Source organism: Chitinophaga sp. RCC_12 (assembly GCF_041360695.1).
Taxonomy (GTDB): Bacteria; Bacteroidota; Bacteroidia; order Chitinophagales; family Chitinophagaceae; genus Chitinophaga.
The window spans coordinates 179377-201401 of record NZ_JBFUPS010000011.1 but is presented as its reverse complement, the minus strand read 5'-3'; the positions used below and the strand labels follow the sequence as shown (position 1 = coordinate 201401).

At 47.7% G+C, this 22025-nt stretch carries 15 protein-coding genes; 10 read left to right on the top strand and 5 right to left on the bottom strand.

Features of this window, described 5'->3' with window-relative positions; translation table 11 throughout:
* Window positions 1-26 precede the first annotated feature (26 nt).
* From gndA to AB6805_RS27200, 4 genes are all read left to right on the top strand, one after another.
* The gene (gene gndA, locus AB6805_RS27215) at window positions 27-1445 is read left to right on the top strand and encodes an NADP-dependent phosphogluconate dehydrogenase (RefSeq protein WP_370912585.1); all 1419 of its coding nucleotides are present in this window, start codon (window positions 27-29) and stop codon (window positions 1443-1445) included.
* Window positions 1446-1469: 24 nt separating this feature from the next.
* Window positions 1470-2975 (top strand): glucose-6-phosphate dehydrogenase, encoded by a 1506-nt coding sequence (zwf, locus tag AB6805_RS27210; RefSeq protein WP_370912584.1) that lies wholly within the window; start codon window positions 1470-1472, stop codon window positions 2973-2975.
* Between the two features lie 45 nt (window positions 2976-3020).
* Entirely contained in the window at window positions 3021-3746 is a 726-nt protein-coding gene (pgl, locus tag AB6805_RS27205) for a 6-phosphogluconolactonase (protein WP_370912583.1), read from the top strand.
* Window positions 3747-3862: 116 nt separating this feature from the next.
* Window positions 3863-4636, top strand: a complete 774-nt coding sequence (locus AB6805_RS27200) for an amidohydrolase family protein (RefSeq protein WP_370912582.1) — start codon at window positions 3863-3865, stop codon at window positions 4634-4636.
* A gap of 97 nt (window positions 4637-4733) precedes the next feature.
* On the opposite strand, the gene AB6805_RS27195 is transcribed toward AB6805_RS27200, so the two are convergent.
* Entirely contained in the window at window positions 4734-6317 is a 1584-nt protein-coding gene (locus AB6805_RS27195; RefSeq protein ID WP_370912581.1) for an FMN-binding glutamate synthase family protein, read from the bottom strand.
* Window positions 6318-6773: 456 nt separating this feature from the next.
* Between AB6805_RS27195 and AB6805_RS27190 the strand changes: the two genes are divergently transcribed.
* From AB6805_RS27190 to AB6805_RS27170, 5 genes are all read left to right on the top strand, one after another.
* On the top strand, window positions 6774-9386 hold the full coding sequence (locus tag AB6805_RS27190) for a family 20 glycosylhydrolase (RefSeq protein ID WP_370912580.1): 2613 nt from the start codon (window positions 6774-6776) through the stop codon (window positions 9384-9386).
* 201 nt (window positions 9387-9587) lie between these two features.
* The gene (locus tag AB6805_RS27185; RefSeq protein ID WP_370912579.1) at window positions 9588-11771 is read left to right on the top strand and encodes a DUF5916 domain-containing protein; all 2184 of its coding nucleotides are present in this window, start codon (window positions 9588-9590) and stop codon (window positions 11769-11771) included.
* 196 nt (window positions 11772-11967) lie between these two features.
* The gene (locus AB6805_RS27180; protein WP_370912578.1) at window positions 11968-13338 is read left to right on the top strand and encodes a TlpA family protein disulfide reductase; all 1371 of its coding nucleotides are present in this window, start codon (window positions 11968-11970) and stop codon (window positions 13336-13338) included.
* Between the two features lie 348 nt (window positions 13339-13686).
* On the top strand, window positions 13687-13833 hold the full coding sequence (locus tag AB6805_RS27175; protein ID WP_370912577.1) for a hypothetical protein: 147 nt from the start codon (window positions 13687-13689) through the stop codon (window positions 13831-13833).
* Between the two features lie 441 nt (window positions 13834-14274).
* Window positions 14275-14970 carry a LytR/AlgR family response regulator transcription factor gene (locus AB6805_RS27170; protein WP_370912576.1) on the top strand — a complete coding sequence of 232 codons (696 nt, stop codon included), beginning with the start codon at window positions 14275-14277 and terminating at the stop codon, window positions 14968-14970.
* On the opposite strand, the gene AB6805_RS27165 is transcribed toward AB6805_RS27170, so the two are convergent.
* From AB6805_RS27165 to AB6805_RS27150, 4 genes are all read right to left on the bottom strand, one after another.
* Entirely contained in the window at window positions 14960-15670 is a 711-nt protein-coding gene (locus tag AB6805_RS27165) for an AcvB/VirJ family lysyl-phosphatidylglycerol hydrolase (RefSeq protein ID WP_370912575.1), read from the bottom strand. The genes AB6805_RS27170 and AB6805_RS27165 overlap by 11 nt on opposite strands.
* 57 nt (window positions 15671-15727) lie before the next feature.
* The gene (locus AB6805_RS27160; protein ID WP_370912574.1) at window positions 15728-18307 is read right to left on the bottom strand and encodes a phosphatidylglycerol lysyltransferase domain-containing protein; all 2580 of its coding nucleotides are present in this window, start codon (window positions 18305-18307) and stop codon (window positions 15728-15730) included.
* 196 nt (window positions 18308-18503) lie between these two features.
* Window positions 18504-18944 (bottom strand): universal stress protein, encoded by a 441-nt coding sequence (locus tag AB6805_RS27155; RefSeq protein ID WP_370912573.1) that lies wholly within the window; start codon window positions 18942-18944, stop codon window positions 18504-18506.
* Window positions 18945-18984: 40 nt separating this feature from the next.
* Entirely contained in the window at window positions 18985-19557 is a 573-nt protein-coding gene (locus AB6805_RS27150) for a TetR/AcrR family transcriptional regulator (RefSeq protein ID WP_370912572.1), read from the bottom strand.
* 663 nt (window positions 19558-20220) lie between these two features.
* Between AB6805_RS27150 and AB6805_RS27145 the strand changes: the two genes are divergently transcribed.
* The gene (locus AB6805_RS27145; protein WP_370912571.1) at window positions 20221-22017 is read left to right on the top strand and encodes an alpha-L-fucosidase; all 1797 of its coding nucleotides are present in this window, start codon (window positions 20221-20223) and stop codon (window positions 22015-22017) included.
* The last annotated feature ends 8 nt before the right edge of the window (window positions 22018-22025 follow it).

Sequence of the window (22025 nt, the reverse complement as noted above, 5' to 3'; positions counted from 1 at the left end):
CACCTCCTTAAGTAACTTCTCTATATATGGCAAACAGCTTATATGACTTTGGAATGATCGGTCTCGGCGTAATGGGTAGAAACCTGTTACTCAACATGGCAGATCATGGCTTTTCCGTTATCGGCTTTGATAAAGACGCTGCCAAGAACAGCGCACTGGAAGCAGCCGCTACCCCCGGTACTACCGTTAAAGGTGTTGCAGAGCTGGCCACTATGGTACAGTTGCTGGAACGTCCCCGCAAATTAATGATGTTGGTACCCGCCGGTCAACCGGTAGATGACGTGATAGCATCCCTGTTGCCGCTGCTGGAGCAGGGCGACGTAGTAATAGATGGTGGTAACTCCCACTATACGGACACTTTACGCCGTGTGAAACAACTCCGCGAAAAAGGTATCCATTTTATGGGTATCGGCGTTTCCGGTGGTGAGCAGGGCGCGCGTAGCGGTCCAAGCATTATGCCCGGTGGCGACCTCGACGCCTATGCAAAGGTACAACCCATGCTGGAGGCGATTTCCGCCAAAGTAAAGGGTACGCCGTGTGTGGCTTACCTGGGTAAAGAAGGCGCCGGCCATTATGTGAAAATGGTACACAATGGTATTGAATATGCCATTATGCAACTGATCAGTGAAAGCTATACCCTGTTGCAAAAGGGGGCTGGCCTCAACAATGATCAATTGCACGAAGTATTCAAAAGCTGGAACCAGGGCGCTTTACAATCTTTCCTGGTAGAAATTACCGCGGATATCTTCCTGCAAAACGACGATAAATCTGACAAACGCCTGGTAGACGTGATCTCCGATAAGGCTGGCTCCAAAGGAACCGGTAAATGGACTTCACAGGATGCGATGGAATTGCCGGTGGCCGTTCCGGTTATTGATACCGCCGTGGCGATGCGTACCCTTTCCGGTTACAAAGAGCAGCGCCTGGAAGCAGAAGCGATCTATAAAGCACCTGAAAATACCATTCATGCCGACGCTGAAATGTGGATCAAACAGGTACACGATGCCCTCTACTTTGCCACCATCCTGAGCTATGCACAGGGTTTGGCTATGCTGAGAGAAGCCTCCGGTGATCTGAAAATGGAGATCCCGTTACCGGAAGTGGTGAAAGTATGGAGAGGTGGTTGTATCATCCGTTCTTCCCTGCTGGAAATATTTACACAAGCTTACCAGAAAAATGCTGACCTGGCCAACATCCTGCTGGATGAAGGCGTAGCGTATCTCGTACAATCGGTAGAAAGCAACACCCGCAGCGTCATTGCGCAGGCCGCCTCCGCAGGTATTCCTGTGGGCGGATTCATGTCTGCTTTGTCTTATTTCGATGCGTTCCGTACCGGCCGTATGGCTACCAACCTGATTCAGGCACAGCGCGACTATTTCGGCGCGCACACCTACCAGCGTATTGATATGCCAGGTACTTTCCACACAGAGTGGCAGCAACACTAAAAATGTTCATCTTTAATTAAACATATGCAGATCCATAAACGCCCGCCTGCATCCATCCTGTTCATATTCGGAGGCAGTGGCGATTTAAACTACCGGAAACTAACGCCTGCGTTATATAATCTCTTTTTAGATGAGTGGATGCCTGAGCAATTTGCCATTGCAGGCTTAGGCCGCAGCCCATACAGCAACGAAGACTATAACAAACACCTGCTGGAAGGGATCAGTAAGTTTTCCCGTCGGAAGGGCGAGCAGAATGGTCACTGGAAAGATTTCAGCAATCATGTTACTTACCTGCAGATGGATGCAGAAGATCCTGCATCTTACAGCAAGATCACCGATTTTGTAACGCAGAAGGAAGAAGAGTGGGGCGTACATCCTACGGTTATCTTTTACCTGGCCGTAGCGCCGCAGCTGGTGCCAAACATAGCTACCCGTTTGGGTGAGCTGAACCTTTGCTCCGATAAACACTGCACCCGCATTGTAGTAGAAAAACCATTCGGGCATGACCTGCAAAGCGCGCATGAACTGAATGAACTGCTGGCAAAGAAATTTACAGAAGAGCAGATCTATCGTATTGATCACTATCTCGGTAAAGAAACCATTCAGAATATCCTGGCTTTCCGCTTCGCAAACGCATTGTTTGAACCGGTATGGAACCGCAATTACATCGACAACATCCAGATCACTGCTGCTGAAAGCGTGGGACTGGAAGGTCGTGGCGGTTACTACGAAAGGGCAGGCGCATTGCGCGATATGGTGCAGAACCATATCCTGCAGATCATGTGTATCCTGGCCATGGAAGCGCCGGTGTCTTTTGATGCCAACGAAGTGCGTAACAAGAAAGTGGATGTGCTTAACGCGATCCGCCGTATCACACCGGATAAAGTGCATGAACATGCCGTACGCGGACAGTATTCTGCCGGCTGGATGAAAGGCAATAAAGTAGCCGGCTACCGCGAGGAAAAAGGTGTGGATCCCAAATCCAACATCGATACCTACGCGGCTGTTAAATTTTATATCGACAACTGGCGCTGGCAGGGCGTTCCGATCTATGTGCGGACCGGTAAATACCTCCACCAGAAAGCTACTAATATCATCATCACCTTTAAGGAAGCACCTCCTTATTCCTTCCCGATAGAAGCTGCACAAACATGGCGCCCTAACAGGCTCACCATCAGCATTCAACCGGAAATGGATATACGGATCCGCTTCCAGGCAAAACGTCCCGGTCAAACCATGACGCTGGACCCGGTAGACATGACCTTTAACTACGATGCCGCCAATGGCGAGCATGCACCGGAGGCATACGAAACGCTGCTGCTGGATGTAATGGAAGGAGATGCTACCCTGTTCATGCGCGGCGACCAGGTAGATGCCGCCTGGAAAGTGATCATGCCCATCCTGGAAACATGGGAAAACCGCACGCCGCAGGACTTCCCGAACTATGCACCTGATTCATGGGGCCCCGACGATGCAGATGCACTCGTTGCCCGCGACGGTCATACCTGGATTAATTTACCTACTAAATAATAATTACGGACCATTTGTGAAAATGGTCCGTAACTTTTTTGTCTTATGGAACTACATATCGCAAAAGATCCTGCCCAGCTGAGTGAAAATGTAGCTGCATGGATCAGCAACTACATACTGGAAGTATTGCAAACACAGGAACGGTTTACATTTGTACTGTCCGGTGGTAATACGCCAAAGCAGCTATACAGCCTGCTGGCGAAAGCTCCTTACAACATGGTGATACCCTGGGAGAAAATACATTTTTTCTGGGGAGATGAAAGAGATGTGCCTTTTGAAGATGAACGCAATAATGCCCGCATGGCATTTGAATCATTACTGGATAAAGTAAGTGTAAACCCCGATAATATCCATGTAATGCGCACCGATATCGGCCCGGAAGAATCGGCTGCCGAATATGAAAAGATCCTGAAATCGTATTTCGGAAAAGATGATGCCACGTTCGACCTCGTGTTACTGGGTATGGGAGATGATGGACACACGCTGTCGCTGTTCCCCGGATTACCCATTGTGCACGAAAAGAAAGCCTGGGTAAAATCATTTTTCCTGGAAGCACAGGACATGTACCGCATTACCTTAACTGCACCGGTGGTTAATAAAGCCGCCTGTGTATTGTTTCTCACCACCGGCGCCAATAAAGCCATTACGCTGAAAAGTGTGATTGAAGGCACTTTTGATGCGGAGAAATATCCTTCCCAACTCATCAGGCCCGAAGAAGGCGAGCTGCATTGGTTTGTGGACGAAGCCGCTGCCGGCGCAATGGAAATTTAACAAAACATAAAGCAATTGCGGTAAAGGCCCGGGCGGATTAAGAGATCCCTCCGGGCCTTCTGCTTTCTGCTTTCAGCTATTTTCTGTAGCTTGTGTATTGTAACAACGATGAGATTATGTTTGATAAGCCCATATTCGACGCACACCTGCATATCATTGATCACCGGTTCCCTTTGCAGCCAAACGAAGGCTTTTTGCCGTCGGAATTTTCAGTAGCCGACTACCAGCAACAGGTAGCGTCGCTGAACGTAGGTGGCGGCGCAGTGGTTTCCGGCTCTTTCCAGGGATTTGATCAGGGATACCTGCTGGAAGCATTGAAGCAGCTGGGCCCCGGTTATGTAGGCGTAACGCAGATACCTGCCGGTACCAGCGACGAAGAAATTATAGCCCTGCATGAAGCAGGTGTACGCGCCGTAAGATTTAATGTACAGCGCGGCGGTTCCGAGAGTGTAAAACACCTCGAACGGCTGGCGTTACGTGTATATGAACTCGTGAAATGGCATGTGGAGCTGTATGTGGATTCCCGGCAACTGCCCGGATTATCCACCACACTGCATAAACTGCCTGCCGTGGTTATTGATCACCTGGGTTTATCAAAAGCCGGGTTCAAATATTTATTGCCATTGGTAGAGAAAGGAGCGAGGGTAAAAGCAACGGGTTTCAGTCGTTGTGATTTTGATGTGTTAACTGCCATGCGCCAGATTACAGCTATTAATGCCGGCGCTTTATTATTTGGCACCGATTTGCCTTCTACACGGGCGCCGCGGCCATTTGCCGCCTCCGATCTGCAATTGATCCTCCAGAATTTCCCGGCAGATATTGCCGCTAAAATATGCAGGGAAAACGCCATCGCATTGTACCGGCCGCGGAGTTTGTCTGACGCTGGATGATGATGATGTTGGGGATTATATTTTAAAAAATATTTTGAGAGATAAAAAGATTCCGGCTTTTATTCCCTGTGGGGTAAAAGCCGGAATCCTTTTTATATTATACCCATGTATCAATTCCCACGGTTTCCATTTCTTTTTTCAAATGTTCGGGCATTAGTCCGTTTAACAGTATACCCGGAGCTGCACTTGGGTATATGTCTTCAAAAGTTTTTACCTGGTTCATAAATACCCGGCGGAAAATATGTCGCCTGGTAATATGATGCGGATCTTTTAAACCTGCTGCCCCAGCGAGTTCTATGGCGCTTTCAATGGTATCGCGGTGATAGTTGGCTACGCGGTGTTTCTTGTCGTCTACCACCAGGCCGGCAGATAACCATTTGTCCTGTGTAGCCACGCCGGTAGGACATTTATTGGTATTACATACCAATGCCTGGATACATCCCAGCGCCATCATCATGGCACGGGCACTGTTGCAGGTATCGGCGCCCAGAGCCATGGCCCGCAGCATGTGATAGCCGGTGAGTATTTTGCCGGAGGCAATGATCTTCATATGGTGACGGATATTGAATCCGGTAAGGGTATCGTGTACGAAGGAAAGTCCATCCATCAGCGGCATGCCCACCGAGTTGGAAAATTCCGGCGGCGCAGCACCGGTACCGCCTTCACCACCATCTACGGTAATGAAATCGGGATAGATATCGGTTTCTATCATGGCCTTGCAGATGGCGTAGAATTCCCGTTGCTGGCCGATGCACAGTTTGAATCCAACCGGTTTGCCTTTGCTGAGATCACGCAGGCGCTGGATAAACAGCATCATTTCGCGCGGACTGTTAAATGCTTTATGGTAAGGGGGAGAGAATACGGTGGTATGTGGTTTTACGTGACGGATGGCTGCAATTTCGGGCGTGTTTTTGGCCGCCGGTAATATGCCACCATGGCCCGGTTTGGCGCCCTGCGAAATTTTCAGTTCTATCATTTTGACTTGTGGCAGCGCACTTTTTTCTGCAAACAAACCGTCGGAGAAATTGCCGTCATCGTCGCGGCAACCGAAATAGCCGGTACCTATTTGCCAGATGATATCGCCACCTTGTTTGAGATGCGCTTCGCTGATACCTCCTTCACCGGTGTTATGCGCGAAGTTTCCTATTTTGGCACCGCCATTTAAAGCCTGTACAGCGTTGTTACTGAGCGATCCATAGCTCATGGCGCTTACGTTGAGGATGCTGCCGGAATAAGGCTGTTTACAGTCCTTCCCGCCAAAGACTACACGCGGGTCCTTCTCAAGATGATCAAAATTTTGCGGCTGAATAGAATGGGCCATCCATTCATATCCCTCTGCATATACATTAAATTGGGTACCAAATGGCTGGGAGTCCAGTTCCCGCTTGGCGCGCTGGTAAATAGTGGAGCGGTCTACCCGGTTAATCGGGCTACCATCAATATCGCTTTCCACAAAATACTGGTAAATTTTTGGCCGCAGCGCTTCCATCCAGTAACGCATCCGCCCTACTACCGGGTAATTACGGATGATGGCGTGTTTGGTTTGCAACAAGTCAAGTACACCCATCACAACAATGGGCAATACCAACACCAGTAACCAGAAAACCCAGGGAAAAAATAAACCCAAAACGACGATAACACCTACACTTACACATGAAAATCCAATAAATGCTTTGACCATAGACTGTAATTTTTGATTTTTTGATGCTCCTAACCACAGGAGATTGCCGAATACTTCCTTCGCTATTGTTCTTATAAATCTACTTAACGTATAGCAGATAAATTTGTTAAATCTTCGCGAAGGTTGTCTTTCTCAGGATTACGCTGATTATATTGATTTTGGGGATTTTGTTTTTTTTGATTTTATAAAGGATTTTGGGAGACAGCAGCGGAGATATGCGTTTTAGGATTTAAATTTCTTATATTTTTTAAAAAAGGTAAGGAACGACAAAAGCAAAATATCCGCTGCTGTCTTCCCAAATCTTTTTAAAATCAAAAACAAAATCAAAAAAACAAAATCCCCAAAATCAATATAATCAGCGTAATCCTGAGAAAGACAACCTTCGCTAAAATCCGCGCAGTTTTTAAATTTATTTATTATCTTTCAAAATAAGCCAATCTTCAATCAATCCACCAAATGAAAAGATACATTCATCCTCGTAAGTTGGTAGCAACTTTCCTGTTCTTATTTAGTACTGTAGCGGCTGTCCGGGCGCAACAAGCCACGCCCTATGATGCTGCCCGGCTGAAAACCAGCTGGGAAGTGGTAGAAAACCATTACCAGGGCCGCGATAATTTCCAGTCGGCCTTCACCTTTGTGAATACGGCCGGTAAACCGTTTCCTGCCAAAGGATGGCAGTTGTATTTCAATTTTATCAGGATGGTTGCTCCCGCGGAATTACCGGGGCATGTGAAAGTGGAGCATCTTAACGGTGACCTGTACCGGTTTACACCGGCAGATGGTTTTACCGGTATCGCTCCCGGCGACTCCCTGAAACTCGCTATTACCGGCGATGCCTGGGCCGTGAATTTTACAGATGCACCTACCGGGTTGTACCTGGTATGGGACGAACAGCCGGAGAAAGGCTTCTCAATTAAGGATTATAGCATTCGCCCTTCTACTACCGCAAAACAACTGATGCGTTATCCTGGTGATAAAACCGCCGTAGTAACGCCAACGGATATATTTAAACAGAATGCGGCAGTAAAGGATATTCCCGTATCACAGCTGCCGCTGGTGTTCCCGACGCCGAAGTCCTACACTGCCACCGGTAAAGGCCTGGTGCTGGATGCATTCCCGGAAGTAAAAGCCGATCCGCAGTTGTCTGCCAGCGCGGCAATGCTGGATGCAGAGTTGCTAACGTTGCTGGGTAAACGAAAAAAAGGAACGGCAGTTATCAACCTGGTTTATGACGCTGCTATCACCGCTCCGGAAGGTTACCGTTTGAAAGTGGCAGCGGAAGGAATTACCATTACCGCCGGCACTGAAGCAGGCGCCTTCTATGCTATCCAGTCTTTAAAAACGCTGGTTCCGCCAACGGCATTCGCCGGCAATCAGAAAGCCATTACCATACCGGGTGTGGAGGTTACAGATGAACCCCGCTTTGGTTACCGCGCTTTCATGATAGATGTAGCCCGTAACTTTCATAACAAGCGCGATATGCTACGCATCATCGACCTGATGGCGCTGTATAAACTAAACGTGTTGCACTTTCATTTCAGCGATGATGAAGGCTGGCGCCTGGAAATCCCTTCCCTGCCGGAACTCACTTCGGTAGGCGCTAAACGCGGCCATAGCAGCGACTGGAAAAATATGCTGCCGCCGTCTTATGGCTCCGGTCCGGATACTACTAACACCGCGGGCAGTGGTTATTTTTCACGCAACGATTTTATAGAAATCCTCCGCTATGCAACGACAAGGCATATACGTGTTTTACCTGAAATAGAAAGCCCGGGCCATGCCCGCGCTGCGGTAAAAGCGATGGAATCCCGCTACTACCGCCTGAAAGCGGCTGGTCGCGACCAGGAAGCCAATGAATACCTGCTGACCGATTTGCAGGATAAATCTGAATACCATTCCGTTCAGTATTGGAACGACAACGTGATGAACGTAGCATTGCCTTCTACTTACCACTTCCTCGATAAAGTGGTGGAAGAAATCCAGTCGATGTATAAAGAAGCCGGCGCCCCGCTGGAATCAGTGCATATGGGCGGTGATGAAGTGCCTGGCGGCGTGTTTGAAAAATCGCCTGCCTGTATCGCGTTGATGCAGCAGGATAAATCACTGAAAGATGTAAATGATCTCTGGTATTATTACTACCGTAAGGTAAATGACCTGCTGAAGGCCCGAGGCTTATCTGTAGCAGGATGGGAAGAAGCAGGGATGCGTAAAACAACGGTCGGTGGCGAATCACAGAGCATCCCTAACCCCGATTTTGTAAACGATCATTTCCAGCTGAATGTATGGAACAACGTGATCGGCGGCGGACAGGAAGATTTATCCTATCGCCTGGCAAATGCCGGATATAAAGTGATCCTGTCTGGTGTAAGCAATTTTTATTTTGACATGGCTTACATGAAATCTTTTGATGAACCCGGATTTTACTGGGGTGGATTTGTAGACGTGGATAAGCCGTTTTATTTTATTCCGTTCGACTACTACAAGAACTCAAAAGTAGATGGCAGAGGCAACCCGGTTACACCGGAATTGTTTGTGGGCAAGGACCGGTTAACAGGTTTTGGCGCTTCCAATATCCCGGGTATCCAGGGATTGCTGTGGAGTGAAACGGTAACCAGCCCTGACCGTATGGAATATATGATGCTACCAAAACTACTTGGGCTTGCAGAACGTGCGTGGGCGCAGGATCCGGAGTGGGCTACCGAAAAGGATTCCGCTAAGGCCGATGCATTGTATGCACAGGCATGGAGTGTATTCAGCAATGTAATGGGTAAGCGTGAAATGCCGCGCCTGGATTATTATGAAGGGGGTTTCAACTGGCGTATCCCAACCGCAGGCGCGAAAGTGGAAAATGGCGTGCTGAGCGCAAACATCCAGATGCCGGGGTTGTTGATCCGCTATACTACTAACGGCGACGAGCCTACGTTGAAGAGCCCGGTGTATACTACCCCGGTAGCAGCAGGCGGTAAAACGGTGAAGCTGAAAGTATTCAGCCCTAAGGGCCGCAGCAGCAGGACTATCACCGTAAAAGTGCCGGTAGCCGATACGCAGATGAAGAATAACAAATTATAATTTTCCGGAAGAAAGAAAGACGGTGAGCAACGGGATCTTCCTGTTGCTTACCGTTTTTATTTACGGGTTATCATCCGGAAATCATCTTTCAAAAAAGATAACGGCAGGACCAGTTAAATCCGCTGCATTTACCCTTCATCCATTTTCTTGTGTCTCCTTTTGCAATTTTTGTATTTTGTTCGTTAAACCCATATCAACCTGATGTTTCGCATAATTCCACTTATTATTAGCTGTTGTATTGTTGGATGCGCTGTGTTTGCACAAAAGAAAAATGATGCTTATCAATTGCAGATCCGCAAAGCGGTTTCCCCTGTTAAGATAGATGGTGTGGCAGATGAAGCAGCGTGGCTGGAGGCGGATATTGCCACCGGTTTTCATATGGTGCTGCCAATGGATACCAGTGCAGCCCGGTTGCGTACAGATGTGCGGATGACCTACGACGACAAAAACCTTTACCTCATAGTAGAGAACTATACAATAGGCGACGGACCTTATATGGTGGAATCATTGAGACGCGATTTTGCTTTTCTGAAGAATGATAACTTCCTTTTATTCATGGACCCGTTTGATGACCAGACCAACGGCTTTTCGTTTGGCGCCAATGCAGCCGGCGCGCAATGGGACGGTTTGATGTATGATGGTGGAAAGGTGGACCTGAGCTGGGATAATAAGTGGACATCGGTAGTAAAGAACTACCCGGATAAATGGGTTTTTGAAGCAGCGATACCGTTTAAAACCATCCGGTATAAGAAGGGAATTACCAGGTGGGGTATCAACTTTAGTAGGAACGATCTGAAAACAACAGAGAAATCGGCATGGGCGCCGGTGCCACGGCAGTTCCCCACCGCTTCGCTGGCGTATACAGGCAACCTGGTTTGGGATGCTGCCCCTCCTGCTGCGGGCGCAAATGTGTCGCTGATTCCTTACCTGCTGGGAGGCATGTTAAAGGACTATGATAAGGCTACTCCCACCAAATACCGCCGGGATGCAGGTTTAGATGCCAAGGTAGCGGTTACTTCCTCGCTGAACCTCGATCTGACGGTGAACCCGGATTTCTCGCAGGTAGATGTGGATAAACAGGTGACCAACCTGGATCGTTTTGAATTGTTTTACCCGGAGAAGCGGCAGTTCTTTCTCGAAAACGGAGACCAGTTTTCAAATTTCGGGTATTCCACGATCCGTCCTTTTTTCTCCAGGCGTATTGGTCTTGGTGGCGTGCCAATCCGTTTCGGCGCCAGGCTGAGTGGTAAACTGAATAAAGACTGGCGCTTAGGTGTAATGAATATGCAAACCGGGAAGCAGGAAGAAACCGGGTTACCGGCGCAGAACTTTACCGTAGCGGCTTTACAGCGCCGGGTGTTTTCCCGCTCCAACCTGGGTTTTATCTTTATCAATAAGGAGTCGGTAAACTATGATCCGGCTAAAGTAACGGATAAGCCAATTTACAACCGATATAACCGGAACATGGGGCTGGAGTATAACCTGGCTTCTTCCAACAATTTCTGGACGGGCAAGGCCATGCTGCTGAAGTCGTATACCCCCAATAAAACCGGTCATGATGTGGCGCACGCCGCTAATCTGCAGTATACCAGCAAGCAATGGAACATTGGGTGGCAGCATGAATATGTGGGGCGTAATTATAATGCGGAGGTGGGATATGTGCCCCGTCAGGGATATATAAAGATAGCGCCGCAGGTTACCCGTCTTTTCTTTCCCTTATCGGGTGCGGTGTTGAGTCATGGGCCGCAGGTAACCAGTACCTGGTTTTTTGACGAAGCGCATATGCGCCGTACTGATAACGAAACCATGCTAAACTATGGCATTGTGTTCCGGAAGCGAAACACGCTCAATATCTGGGCGTCCAACACTTATATCAAACTGCTGCAGCCTTTTGATCCTACCAATACCGGTAAAGATAGCCTGGTGAACGGGAGTCAGCATAACTGGAACACTGTGGGCGCTGATTACGTGTCAAAGCCACAGAGTTTGTTTACCTATTCATTATCGGCCCGCTATGGAGGCTATTATGCAGATGGCAGCCGGTTGATGACCAATACGGAACTGGGATATCGTTTCCAGCCGTATGTGAGCATTGCATTAAGCGCTAACTATAACAATATCAACCTGCCAAAGCCCTGGGGCAATAATTCTTTCTGGCTGGTAGGCCCGCGGTTGGATGTAACGATGACAAACACCCTTTTCTTTACCGGGTTTATGCAGTACAATGGTCAGCAGAAGAATATGAACCTGAATACCCGCTTCCAATGGCGCTACCGGCCTGCATCCGACCTTTTTATAGTGTATACCGACAATTATCTCCCGGAGCCATTTTATGTGAGAAACCGCGCTTTGGTGCTGAAGCTGGTGTATTGGTTTAATCTCTAAAAATCCGTTTTCGTATTAACAGTTAAGATTCGATTAACACTTTACCGTTTTATACCCGTTACATTGCACCACAAGTTTGGCGTAATGAAACGGGTATGCCCGTTAAGATATATATAAAGTTTTCATTTACTATCGTTGTGAATATTATCTCCCTGTAGTTTTTACTACGGGGATTTTCACCATTTAAAATCTAATTATGAACCGTCCTCCTATGATGATGCAGCTGCTGCGTATCAGCTGTATTTTTTTGATGCTGGCAGGAACAGCTGCAGCACAACAATCCGCCGCGGTAATTACAGGCAGGATAGTGGACCGCCCTGTGCAGAAGGTGTCGTTATCTTACTGGTATGATCCGGGAATTTCTCCGGCAGTTACGCAGGATACTTTGCTAAAATCTGATTCTTTTTATTTCCGTATATCCGTTCCGGTAGGAAGGGTAATATTTTTTTATGCAGATGCAGGTAATGGATATAATTTTTATGGGATGATCCGCGGCGGGGATAGCCTGCAGATGATGATGCAGGGCGACAGTATCCGGTTTGGCGGCAGCGGTGCAGTGTTGAACAGGGCTGTTTATGCTGCTAAGCGGGAGCAGTCTGCCGTGCAGCTTCCTGTATTGCCTGATGCGTTCCGGCTGGCAGCGGCGTGGCGGCAGCGGTTGCAGGCGGCAGGCAAGGTACTGGCGGTTTACCGCGACAGCATAAATACTGCCACGTGGGCGCTGGTAAGATCGCATGTATTGGCGGAAGCCGCCGCGGGGCTGGTGAGTACTGTATGGAAAGTGGCCGCCGCGCCGGATAGTACGCTGGAAGAAAGACAAGTGCTTTTTTATAAGGATAATATATTGCCTGCATTACCGGAGATCATTCTTTCAGATACAACGGTGACGTCTATACGTTATTTGAGTTATCTGTTGCAAAAAGCAGAAGCAGATTATTTCATTCAGCATCGTTATGAATGTAATAACAGGGCGATCTATGAATGGCTTAAAACGCATTACAGTGGCCGGTTACGCGACAGGCTGCTGGCGCATTCACTGGTGTTGGGTTTTGCTGCCGGCAATTCGCCGGAAGAACAGGAATGGTGTGTGCGTGATTACCTGGAGCTGGTGCAGGATGAAGCATGTAAGCAGGCCATCGCAAAGCTTTACGGACGATCCAGGAGGGGGATCAGCAGAGGTGTGACAGCACCGGTATTCAGTTTTCCCGATGCGCAGGGAAACCTGGTGAGCCTGCGGCAATTCAGCGGAAAGGTAGTACTGCTGCATTTCTACAGTGGGAAAGATCCGCTGCTGCCTGCACTTACAGAAATAAAAAATTGCTTTGATGATAGCGTTACGTTTGTGAATATCTGCTGCGATGGCAGTGCTGTAAAGGGTTTGCCGGGATGGATATGGCAGCTGGATGAACAGCACCGCGACGTACTTACGCAATACAATATCAGTAAATATCCTTCATTTATCATTGTGGGAAAGAATGGAAAAGTATATGCTATAAAGCCTCCGGATCCCGCAGTGGACCGCGGTACAGCGCTTGCCAACATTATCTATGAAGCATTATTGCAGTGAGTTTTTTTAGGGCAACAGCCAATAAAACCAAGGTAGCAACGTTTAGTAAAAGTACGCAGCTTATCCGCATCAGCGCCATTGTTCCGCGGCTAAAATTTCGAAAACCCATTTAAACCAGATTGTTAATATTTACGTTTAAATATATATATGATAATGCTGGTTTAATAAAGACACAAATCGTATATTCAGTAAATAACCGTTAAGACCCCTCTATGCCACATGCCAAAGCGTTATTTTGACAGACTACAGACCATTGATTACCTCATTAGGATCAAAGGGACCGGTAAGCCCGCTCAGTTAGCCAAGCGGCTTCGTATTTCCGAAAGAACACTCTATGAATTCCTCAAAATGATGAAGGAGTTAGGTGCTCCCATTGAGTACGACCGGTACAAAGAAAGTTACTTCTACTCAGAAAAAGGCGGCTTCAACGTCAGGTTCTCGAAAAACCTGATCGCCGTGAGTACGATGTTTCTTTTATGCTTCCTTATTTGGTGAACATGGTCCGCGCACTGACCAGTTAACCGGCCTCCCTGTTAGCTCTCCCTGCGCCCGCGCTGCCCTTTCAGGGCCTTAGATCTGTTGCACAGCTGTAAGGCAGCTGTTCCAGGATCTTTTATGTAATCTTCCTTAACTGGTGGACAGGGAAAGTATTGTCTTTCGGGACGGTGGCTTTGTCTGTCCATCTTCTTTTTCCAAAATCCTTAACATTCGATTAACTGTTGCTACCCGGAATAGCTTCAATTTTACGGCTGAAATTATTGTCAGCTTTTTAATAAGAATTTACTGTGAAGAATAGTTTTTTTCATAACGCGGTTTAGATTAGATTTTAGATTATACGCGGGTTTCTGTTCAGTCACCTGCCCTACTTAAATCCTCTCTTTCCGTGGCAACTGACTGGAGTAAATTTACGTACCCATATTTGAACAAATCAGCTCTATGGTACTAAACTGTATTATTTTGGGTAATAACCCGGAGGGATTTGAAGAGCTGGAGAATTATTTGTCTGCTATTCCCTATGTTTACCTGGTTTGCAGAAGCCAAACGATGGCGGAATCACGTTTTTGGCTGGAAACACAAACCATTCATGTACTGATAGCAGGAGAATATGATGATCCGCTTTCCCTTCCAATGACCATAACAGGCATATTGCCCGTTTTAATGATGACGTATAATGATACGCCACCCGGAGGATTCGATTTCCTCCCGGCAGCACTCCTGCAACTGCCCTTTACTGCCGAAACGTTAAATAATGTGTTCACTAAAATTTATAAGACCATAGAAATGGACGCAATTACCAGCCCCACCAAATATTCAGCGGATTATTTCACGCTGAAAACACAGCACAGTTTTGAGAAAGTATTTTATGATGATCTGCAATATGTAGAAGTGATGGATGATCATATCATGCTTCATCTCCGCGGTCAGAAAATGGTGACCACCGAAAAACTTGACTGGATCATTTCACAGTTGCCGGCAAACGCTTTTATGCGGGTACATCACTGGTTCGTGATAGGATTCCGCCATATCACAGCACTGGCAGACGATCATGTAATGATTGGGGACGCCAGGATTACCCTGACAAAAGAAGTAAGAAAGGAACTGGCTAAGAGATACCAGCTGCCTATGGAGTAGCGCCTGTATGCAGCGCCGTCAGTATCTTACCCGCCACGCCGCCGGCATCTTCATCGTAAGCATGCCCGCCGGGCAGGATCATTTTTTCATACCGGATATTCAGGGCTGACAGGTTGAAGTCTTTTTCCTCTGCACCAAATACCAATAGCAAAGGTTTGTTGGTAATTTTGTTGATCTCCCCGGGAACACTCATTCCCTTATTGCCGGATCTGCCCAGCATATCAGAAAGATGCACTTCGAGATCGGTATAAAGAGACGGCGACAAAAATACCAGGTGCTTTACTTCTGCCGCCACTTCCGGTGGTAAACTGGTGTAAATGAACGGCAGTACATCTGCCCCCAGCGAATACCCGACCAGTACTACCCCGTGGTTACCACCCCACTGCGACTGATAATACGTAATCAATGATGCTATATCCTTTGCCGCCTGCTGTGGCGATTTTTTACTCCAGAAATATTTTAATGCATTCAATGCTACTACCGGGTAGTGTTGCTGATGAAATGATTCAATCACATTTGCGGAAAATTTCTTCATGCCACCGTCACCGGTTATATACACAATCAATGGTGCAGTATTGCCTGCGGGAGGCGCTTTAATAACCACCGGCAGGTTATTAATCCCGCTTTGTGCGTTTGACGGAAACGTTGTGAAAAATAGACAAAAGCTAAGCAGCATGGCTGCACGGAATAACTTACTCATATACCAGATTAACGCCTCCTGTAAAACAAAATCCGTTCCGCTATTGTTCGCCCGGCCTCAGGGCTGCATTACTTTACTGAGGGCAGAAGGTAATTGTATCAAATCGAAATCATGCCCATATACCAGGTATTTGTTAGTCCACTCGGTGGCATATTTTTCTTTAAACTCACGCAACCCCTGGTAGTGACGGAAGAACCGCAGCTTCTCGTATGCATATTTCACCATTTTTTCCGCGGTATTTTCCGGTTGAATAATGCCGGACATTGGTACCATTCCCAGGTTCAGGTAGTGCAGCTCTTTTTGCTGTGCATCCTGGATCAGTGCAATGATCAGCGCATCCATCACTCCGCCCGGCGCGTCGGCGCGTTTGCGGATCAGGTCATAAGTGCATTCCCCGGGGGCATAGTCTGGAATAATATTGAGGAACGCCGCTACTTTTCCCTCTGCGTCGGTTACCGTAATGATATCCTGGTTGCGGATCACGTCTTCATCAAATAAGCCCTGCGAGAAAGTGAGTTCCTTTACTTCATACTGATGCAGCCATTCATCGCTCACCGCTTTTAAATCCTGCAGCATAGCAGTCGTTTGAGGCGCCGCATGGAAGGTGGTTACATAACCTTTATTAGCCAGGCTGTTCAAGCCATTACGTAGTGATTTTTTGTCTTTGCCGCTCAGCGTGAAGTCCCTGATATCCATAATCGCTTCCTGGCCGATCAGCATTTTTTTCTTTTTAAGATGCCTGAAATAGTAGGTACTATCTTCATCTACCCGGTAAAAAGCAGGCCGGAGGCCCATCTTCCGGCATTGTTGTTCAAATTCTTCCAATACCAGCAGCTTATTATCTTCGCTGCACACCGGTTCTTCCAGTACAATAGCAAAACTGCCGGCCACCCGGTAAGCGATAAAGCCTTCATATTGTTCAGACATAAACAATAGTTTGTCCTGGCCTATTTTGAAGTAATCCATCGGGGAGTCGCCGTACTGGCTCAGGTAAAACCGTGCTTTCTCCAGGCTGATATTCGTTTGCTGGGTAACATGCAGGTAGGGCCGTATAATCGTATAAAACAGGAAGGCCCATGCACTTACGCCTAATACACGGATCGCCGACATAAACTCTTTCCCGAACCGGGTAACGGGTTGCAATCCGTCATCTTCCAGCAACATAAAACAATGGAAAGCATGGCGGATAGATTGCTGCCAGGTGAAATCGATCCCGAAATGTCTCACATCTAAAAAATAAAAACCAACGGTACCAAAAATAAGGACGACAAACAGGGTAGCCAATGCCGTTACCACACCAATATTTACCAGCTGGGGATTACTTTTTACCCGGTATTGCCGCGAAGTGATAAGTAATATCACACTGGTAACCAGTGCCAGTGAAGCTTCTTCATAATCCAACGCCTTTCCGATATGACCGAATACCGACAACAGGGAAACGGCCAGCGCCACAATCCACGCGCTGCGCAGGCCCCGGAACAAAAAGGTGGCTGTTACCAGCAACACCAGGCCCAGGAACACCACCAGTAAGTTAGTAGCGTGAATAGACGTTCCGGGAATATAAGCCCGCAGCAAATGAATACGGTTGGCCAGGGGAGGAGTAAGCACCGAAAAGATGTTCACCATACCCAACAGGAAGATCAGGATAGGAGGGAGTAACCGCAATACCAATTCCCTGCCTTTCAGGGCAAAGGCGATCATGCCTGCAACCAATGGCAGCCAGAACTCAAACAGCCGGAATAATAAAGTGATTTCCAGTGCCTCCAGTGTACTGAATCCATAATTGCTGAGGATATAAGCCAGCGATAGTTCGATGGCGCCCAATCCGCGGAGAAAAGGGGAAATAATTAAGAAGATAGTGGCTACAATATATCCTACGCAGGCCGCTTCCAGCGATGGGGTAACTCCCACTGCCAGCATGCTCAGGTAAAGATGCCCTATGCCCGCTATTTCTATCAGCGCCGAGGCGAGTACCGTATTCATGAAAGAGGGTACCGACAATTGAAAGGTAAATATTTCATCTGCCTGCCGGGCCGCTCCCGGAAAATATTTCACCAGCCACTGGTAGGCTTTGCCTTTCAATTGCATGGAACGTACCAGCCATACTACGCCGAGCAGCAGCGCACAAATGGCGATGAGACCCCACAAAGCATCTTTCATGGTGGCTGCATGAAACATTGCATAAGCAACAACCGGAATACCCACCAGGAAAACAGACAGGATGCCTACAAATCCATAGATGCCGGAGGCCTGGTGGATTTGCTGTTTATGTAAGCCTGTGCGGCGTAAGCTCTGTGGCAGATAGGCCAGTGAGCTGATACCGCCTGCGGGAAGAAATACGGATAAAAGATTGCGCTTCAGGAATAATTCGGTACTCCGGCCTGCATCCAGTTTGGCGCCTACCGCTCGGAAACTGAATACATACATGCCTGCCTGTAATAAAATATAGGCGATAGTTACTACTACTCCCAGCACCACCCAACCTCTCTGGGCCTTTTCAATAGCAGGGATCAGGGAGTATAATTCATGACGCTGTGACCGGAAGAAATAAATGGCCAGTAATATGAATAACACGGCCAGTAGCTCTTTGAGGTGGAGTTTACGTAAAAACGCTGCAGTAAAAAATTTCTTTTTCAAAGGTTCGTGGGTTTCGTTAGGTCTGTTGTTCGCAATGACCACAAAGGTATACCAACTTTTAAACGAATCTTTTAGGCCACGGGGAGTTTAAGGCTATTTTAATCTGCCGGGTGTTCAGATGGTGGCAGGGATATAAAGCAACTCCCGGCTGTTTTGCCGGGAGTTGTTGCGGTTGTATGAATTGTTGAGTGTTATTTTAGTGTTCCTCCAGGTTATAGGGAACCACCAGTACGGGAATGCGGGAATGGCGGATAATATATTCCGCATTGCTGCCCAGCAGCATATGATCCAGGCCGGTCCTGCCATGAGTACCTACCACCAGCATGGTGGCATTGCTGTCATGTGCCTGTACCAGTGTTTCATTTTTAGGGTTGCCGGTACCTACTACAATGCTGATGTTCTGCTTATCCGGGTAAAGCTGCTTGTAAGCTTCCAGTCTTTCCTCCACTTCACGGATACGGGCCGGAATATCGTCGGTAAACACGGGGCCACCTTCCGGCAGGCCGATGCCAATACCTATTTCTACCACGGAAAAGAGGGTAACGGAAGCATTCATTTTATCGGCCAGTTCGAGGCCGGTCCTGATCAGGCTTTCTGAAAAGCTGCTCAGGTCTACTGCGATCATGATGTCTGACATATGCAGGTGGATTAATTTGTGAATATTTATTCATTTATCATTATGCTTTCAGGGCATCCCAGCATAGGTCGAACGTACTGTTGATCCGGCTTCTGTTAAGGGTAATGCTGCTGTAATGCGTTTGTTTTACCAGTTCATTCATAGCGCCCATCATAAAGGTGAGCAAAAGTCCAATATCTGTTTGCTTGATAAGTTGTTCTTTCTGGCCTCTTTCCATCAATGCGTAGAAGGGGGCCGACAGTTGCTGTGCTTTTTCCCGCGTACCGGCTGTGATAAAAGGGGAGTGATAACATTGCTCCATGAAAATCACTTCTTCAAAGTGTTGCAGCTTATAGCGCAGGATATTCAGCCATATATTTTTGAACCCTGGTTTGAAGGGTAACTGCGGGTTATAGCCTTTAAAAGATACCTGTACCGAGTTTTCCCGGCAGGCGGCAAATAAGGCGTTGATCAGTTCATCTTTCCCTTTGAAGTAAACGTACAGGGTGCCGGTGGCAATGCCGGCCTCCCTGGAGATGTCGCCCATGGTAATGCCGGACAATCCTTTTTTGGCCACCAGCTTGAGGGCCGATTGAAAAATCTGGGCTACTTTTTTATCATCTTTCAGTTTCACATTACAAAGATAAGCGAATAAATATTCATTTTCAAGATCAAAAAAGCCTCCGCAGTGGAAACCGCAGAGGCGCTGTAGCTAGATGATGATTAAATCAAAAACCCATTGATCGTCAGACCGGTGGGTGATTGTTTAACACAGGAAAATCCCCGTCGGCCTGAAAAGGCCAACAGGTACTGCTGAGATATTTGTTAGTTGTATGCATTTCAGTTATCAGACTGAACATAACGATAAAACAATATTAGCCGGATCCGGTGTGCAGAGCGTTAATTAAACCTAAACAAGAATTGAAATAACGGGGAGAAAGGGCAAAAAAGAAACCCTTGCTGATGACCACAGCAAGGGTTTAAAAAAAAACATTCACATGGCACCTGCGGCATCGCGTCAGATGCTGATAACACATTTATAGCCTGCTATTAAGCTAAATAAGATGATTGCTGAATTTGGAAAGTTACCAATTTGCTTAGTGGATTGTAACTTGTCGAACCCGAAATTAGATATTACTATCCGGAATAATCGTTAACCGTTGGTTAATGACGCGAAGCGCCCGCCTCCCTCCGCTGATTGTAGCATTTTCCCTTTCCCTGATACCATTTTCCACGCATTTGCATATACCAGGGGATATGTATATTTTTTACGGATTGTACTACTAAACTTAGCTATATGTTCCACCGGATTCCAACGTTATTACTATTCCTGTGCCTGCTCACCCCGCTAAAAGCGAATGCCCAGGACATGCCGGATATGTGGAACAAAGGTGCGGTAGCCAATAAGCTCCATCCCGGGCTGAAATGGTTCGGAGAAGCCAAGTTTGGGCTGTTCATTCACTGGGGACTTTATTCTAAACTCGGTGGCCGCTGGAAAGACAGCAGCTACTACGGCAGCGGCGAATGGATCATGAACCGCGCAAAAGCCCCGGCTGCTGAATACGCCAAAGTAGCACAAACCTTCAACCCCACCGGGTTTAATGCAGAAGAGTGGGCAGAAACAGCCCGAGAGTCGGGGATTAAGTATATGGTGATCACCGCCAAGCACCACGAAGGCTTCAGCATGTACGATTCCAAAGTAACTGACTTTGATATCGTTGACGCTTCTCCCTATAAAAAAGATCCGATGAAGGCGCTCTCCGACGCCTGCCGCACAAAAGACATACACTTCGGATTTTATTACTCCCAGTTCCTCGACTGGCACGAACCTAACGGCGGCGGAAATAACTGGGATTTTAAAAATAAAGAGAAAGATTACCAGCAATACTACCGCACCAAATCAATTCCGCAGCTGAAGGAACTGTTAACCAACTACGGTCCGCTGGGCCTCGTTTGGTTTGATATGCCCGGCGGCTTAACCGCAGCGCAAACCAAACAGATGATCGACAGTCTCCGGTTACTGCAGCCAGGCTGCCTGTTTAGCAGCCGCGTTGGACATGATCTTGGCGACTACCGCGATTTTGGCGATTCTGAAGTACCTCCGGTTCCCATCCCGGGCGCCTGGGAATCTATTTATACCCACAACGACTCCTGGGGCTATATCCGGCACGACCTGAACTTTAAATCACCAACGGAAATCATCCGGCTCCTGGGTAATGTAGCCTCCAAAGGAGGAAACTTGATGCTGAATGTTGGTCCCGATGGCAATGGCCAATGGCCGGCCTATTCCGTAGCATACCTGAAAGCCACCGGTAAATGGCTGCAAACCTATGGTGAAAGCATTTATGGCACCACCTGGGGATTGATCCCGGCACAGCCCTGGGGCGTATCCACTAGTAAACCAGGAAAGTTATTCCTGCATATCTGGCAAATGCCAGCCAACAGGCAACTACGGGTACCCGGACTCACAGCAAAAATTAAATCGGTAAAAATCCTGGGTACTAAAGACCAGCTTGCGTGGAAACAGCTGCCGGAAGAAACCGTAATCCAGCTGCCGGCAATATTGCCGGATACCCGAAGTACCGTGATTGAAGTGGTGTATACCGGGCAGCAAACAGATCTATCACAGCTGCGCACACAAACCGTGAGCAGCGAATATGCGCAGGCGGAAATACCTGCTGTATGGGCCGTTTTCAACGGCGCCGCCAAAAGCAAACTCTTTACGTATTCCCATTACTTCGGCGACTGGAAACATGATAACTGCATCACCGGTATGGTAACTCCCGATGACGCGATTGTATTTCCGCTGGAAGTACAGGACGCAGGCGACTATAAAATTATACTGGATTATGCCTGCGAACCGGGAAGCGCCTCGCAGCAGGGACTGGTAACCCTTGGTGGGCAGCAACTGCCCTTCCTCACACTGGTAACCGGCAGCTACGACAGCCACAAACCCATGAACTTTATTCAACACGCAGTTGGCATTATACATATTGATAAGGCGGGCAAACAAAATCTGACAGTGAAACCGGTTTCCGGAAATAAAAATGAATTATGCTGGTTACGGAAAGTGATCCTGCAGCCAGTGAAATAATAATTTAT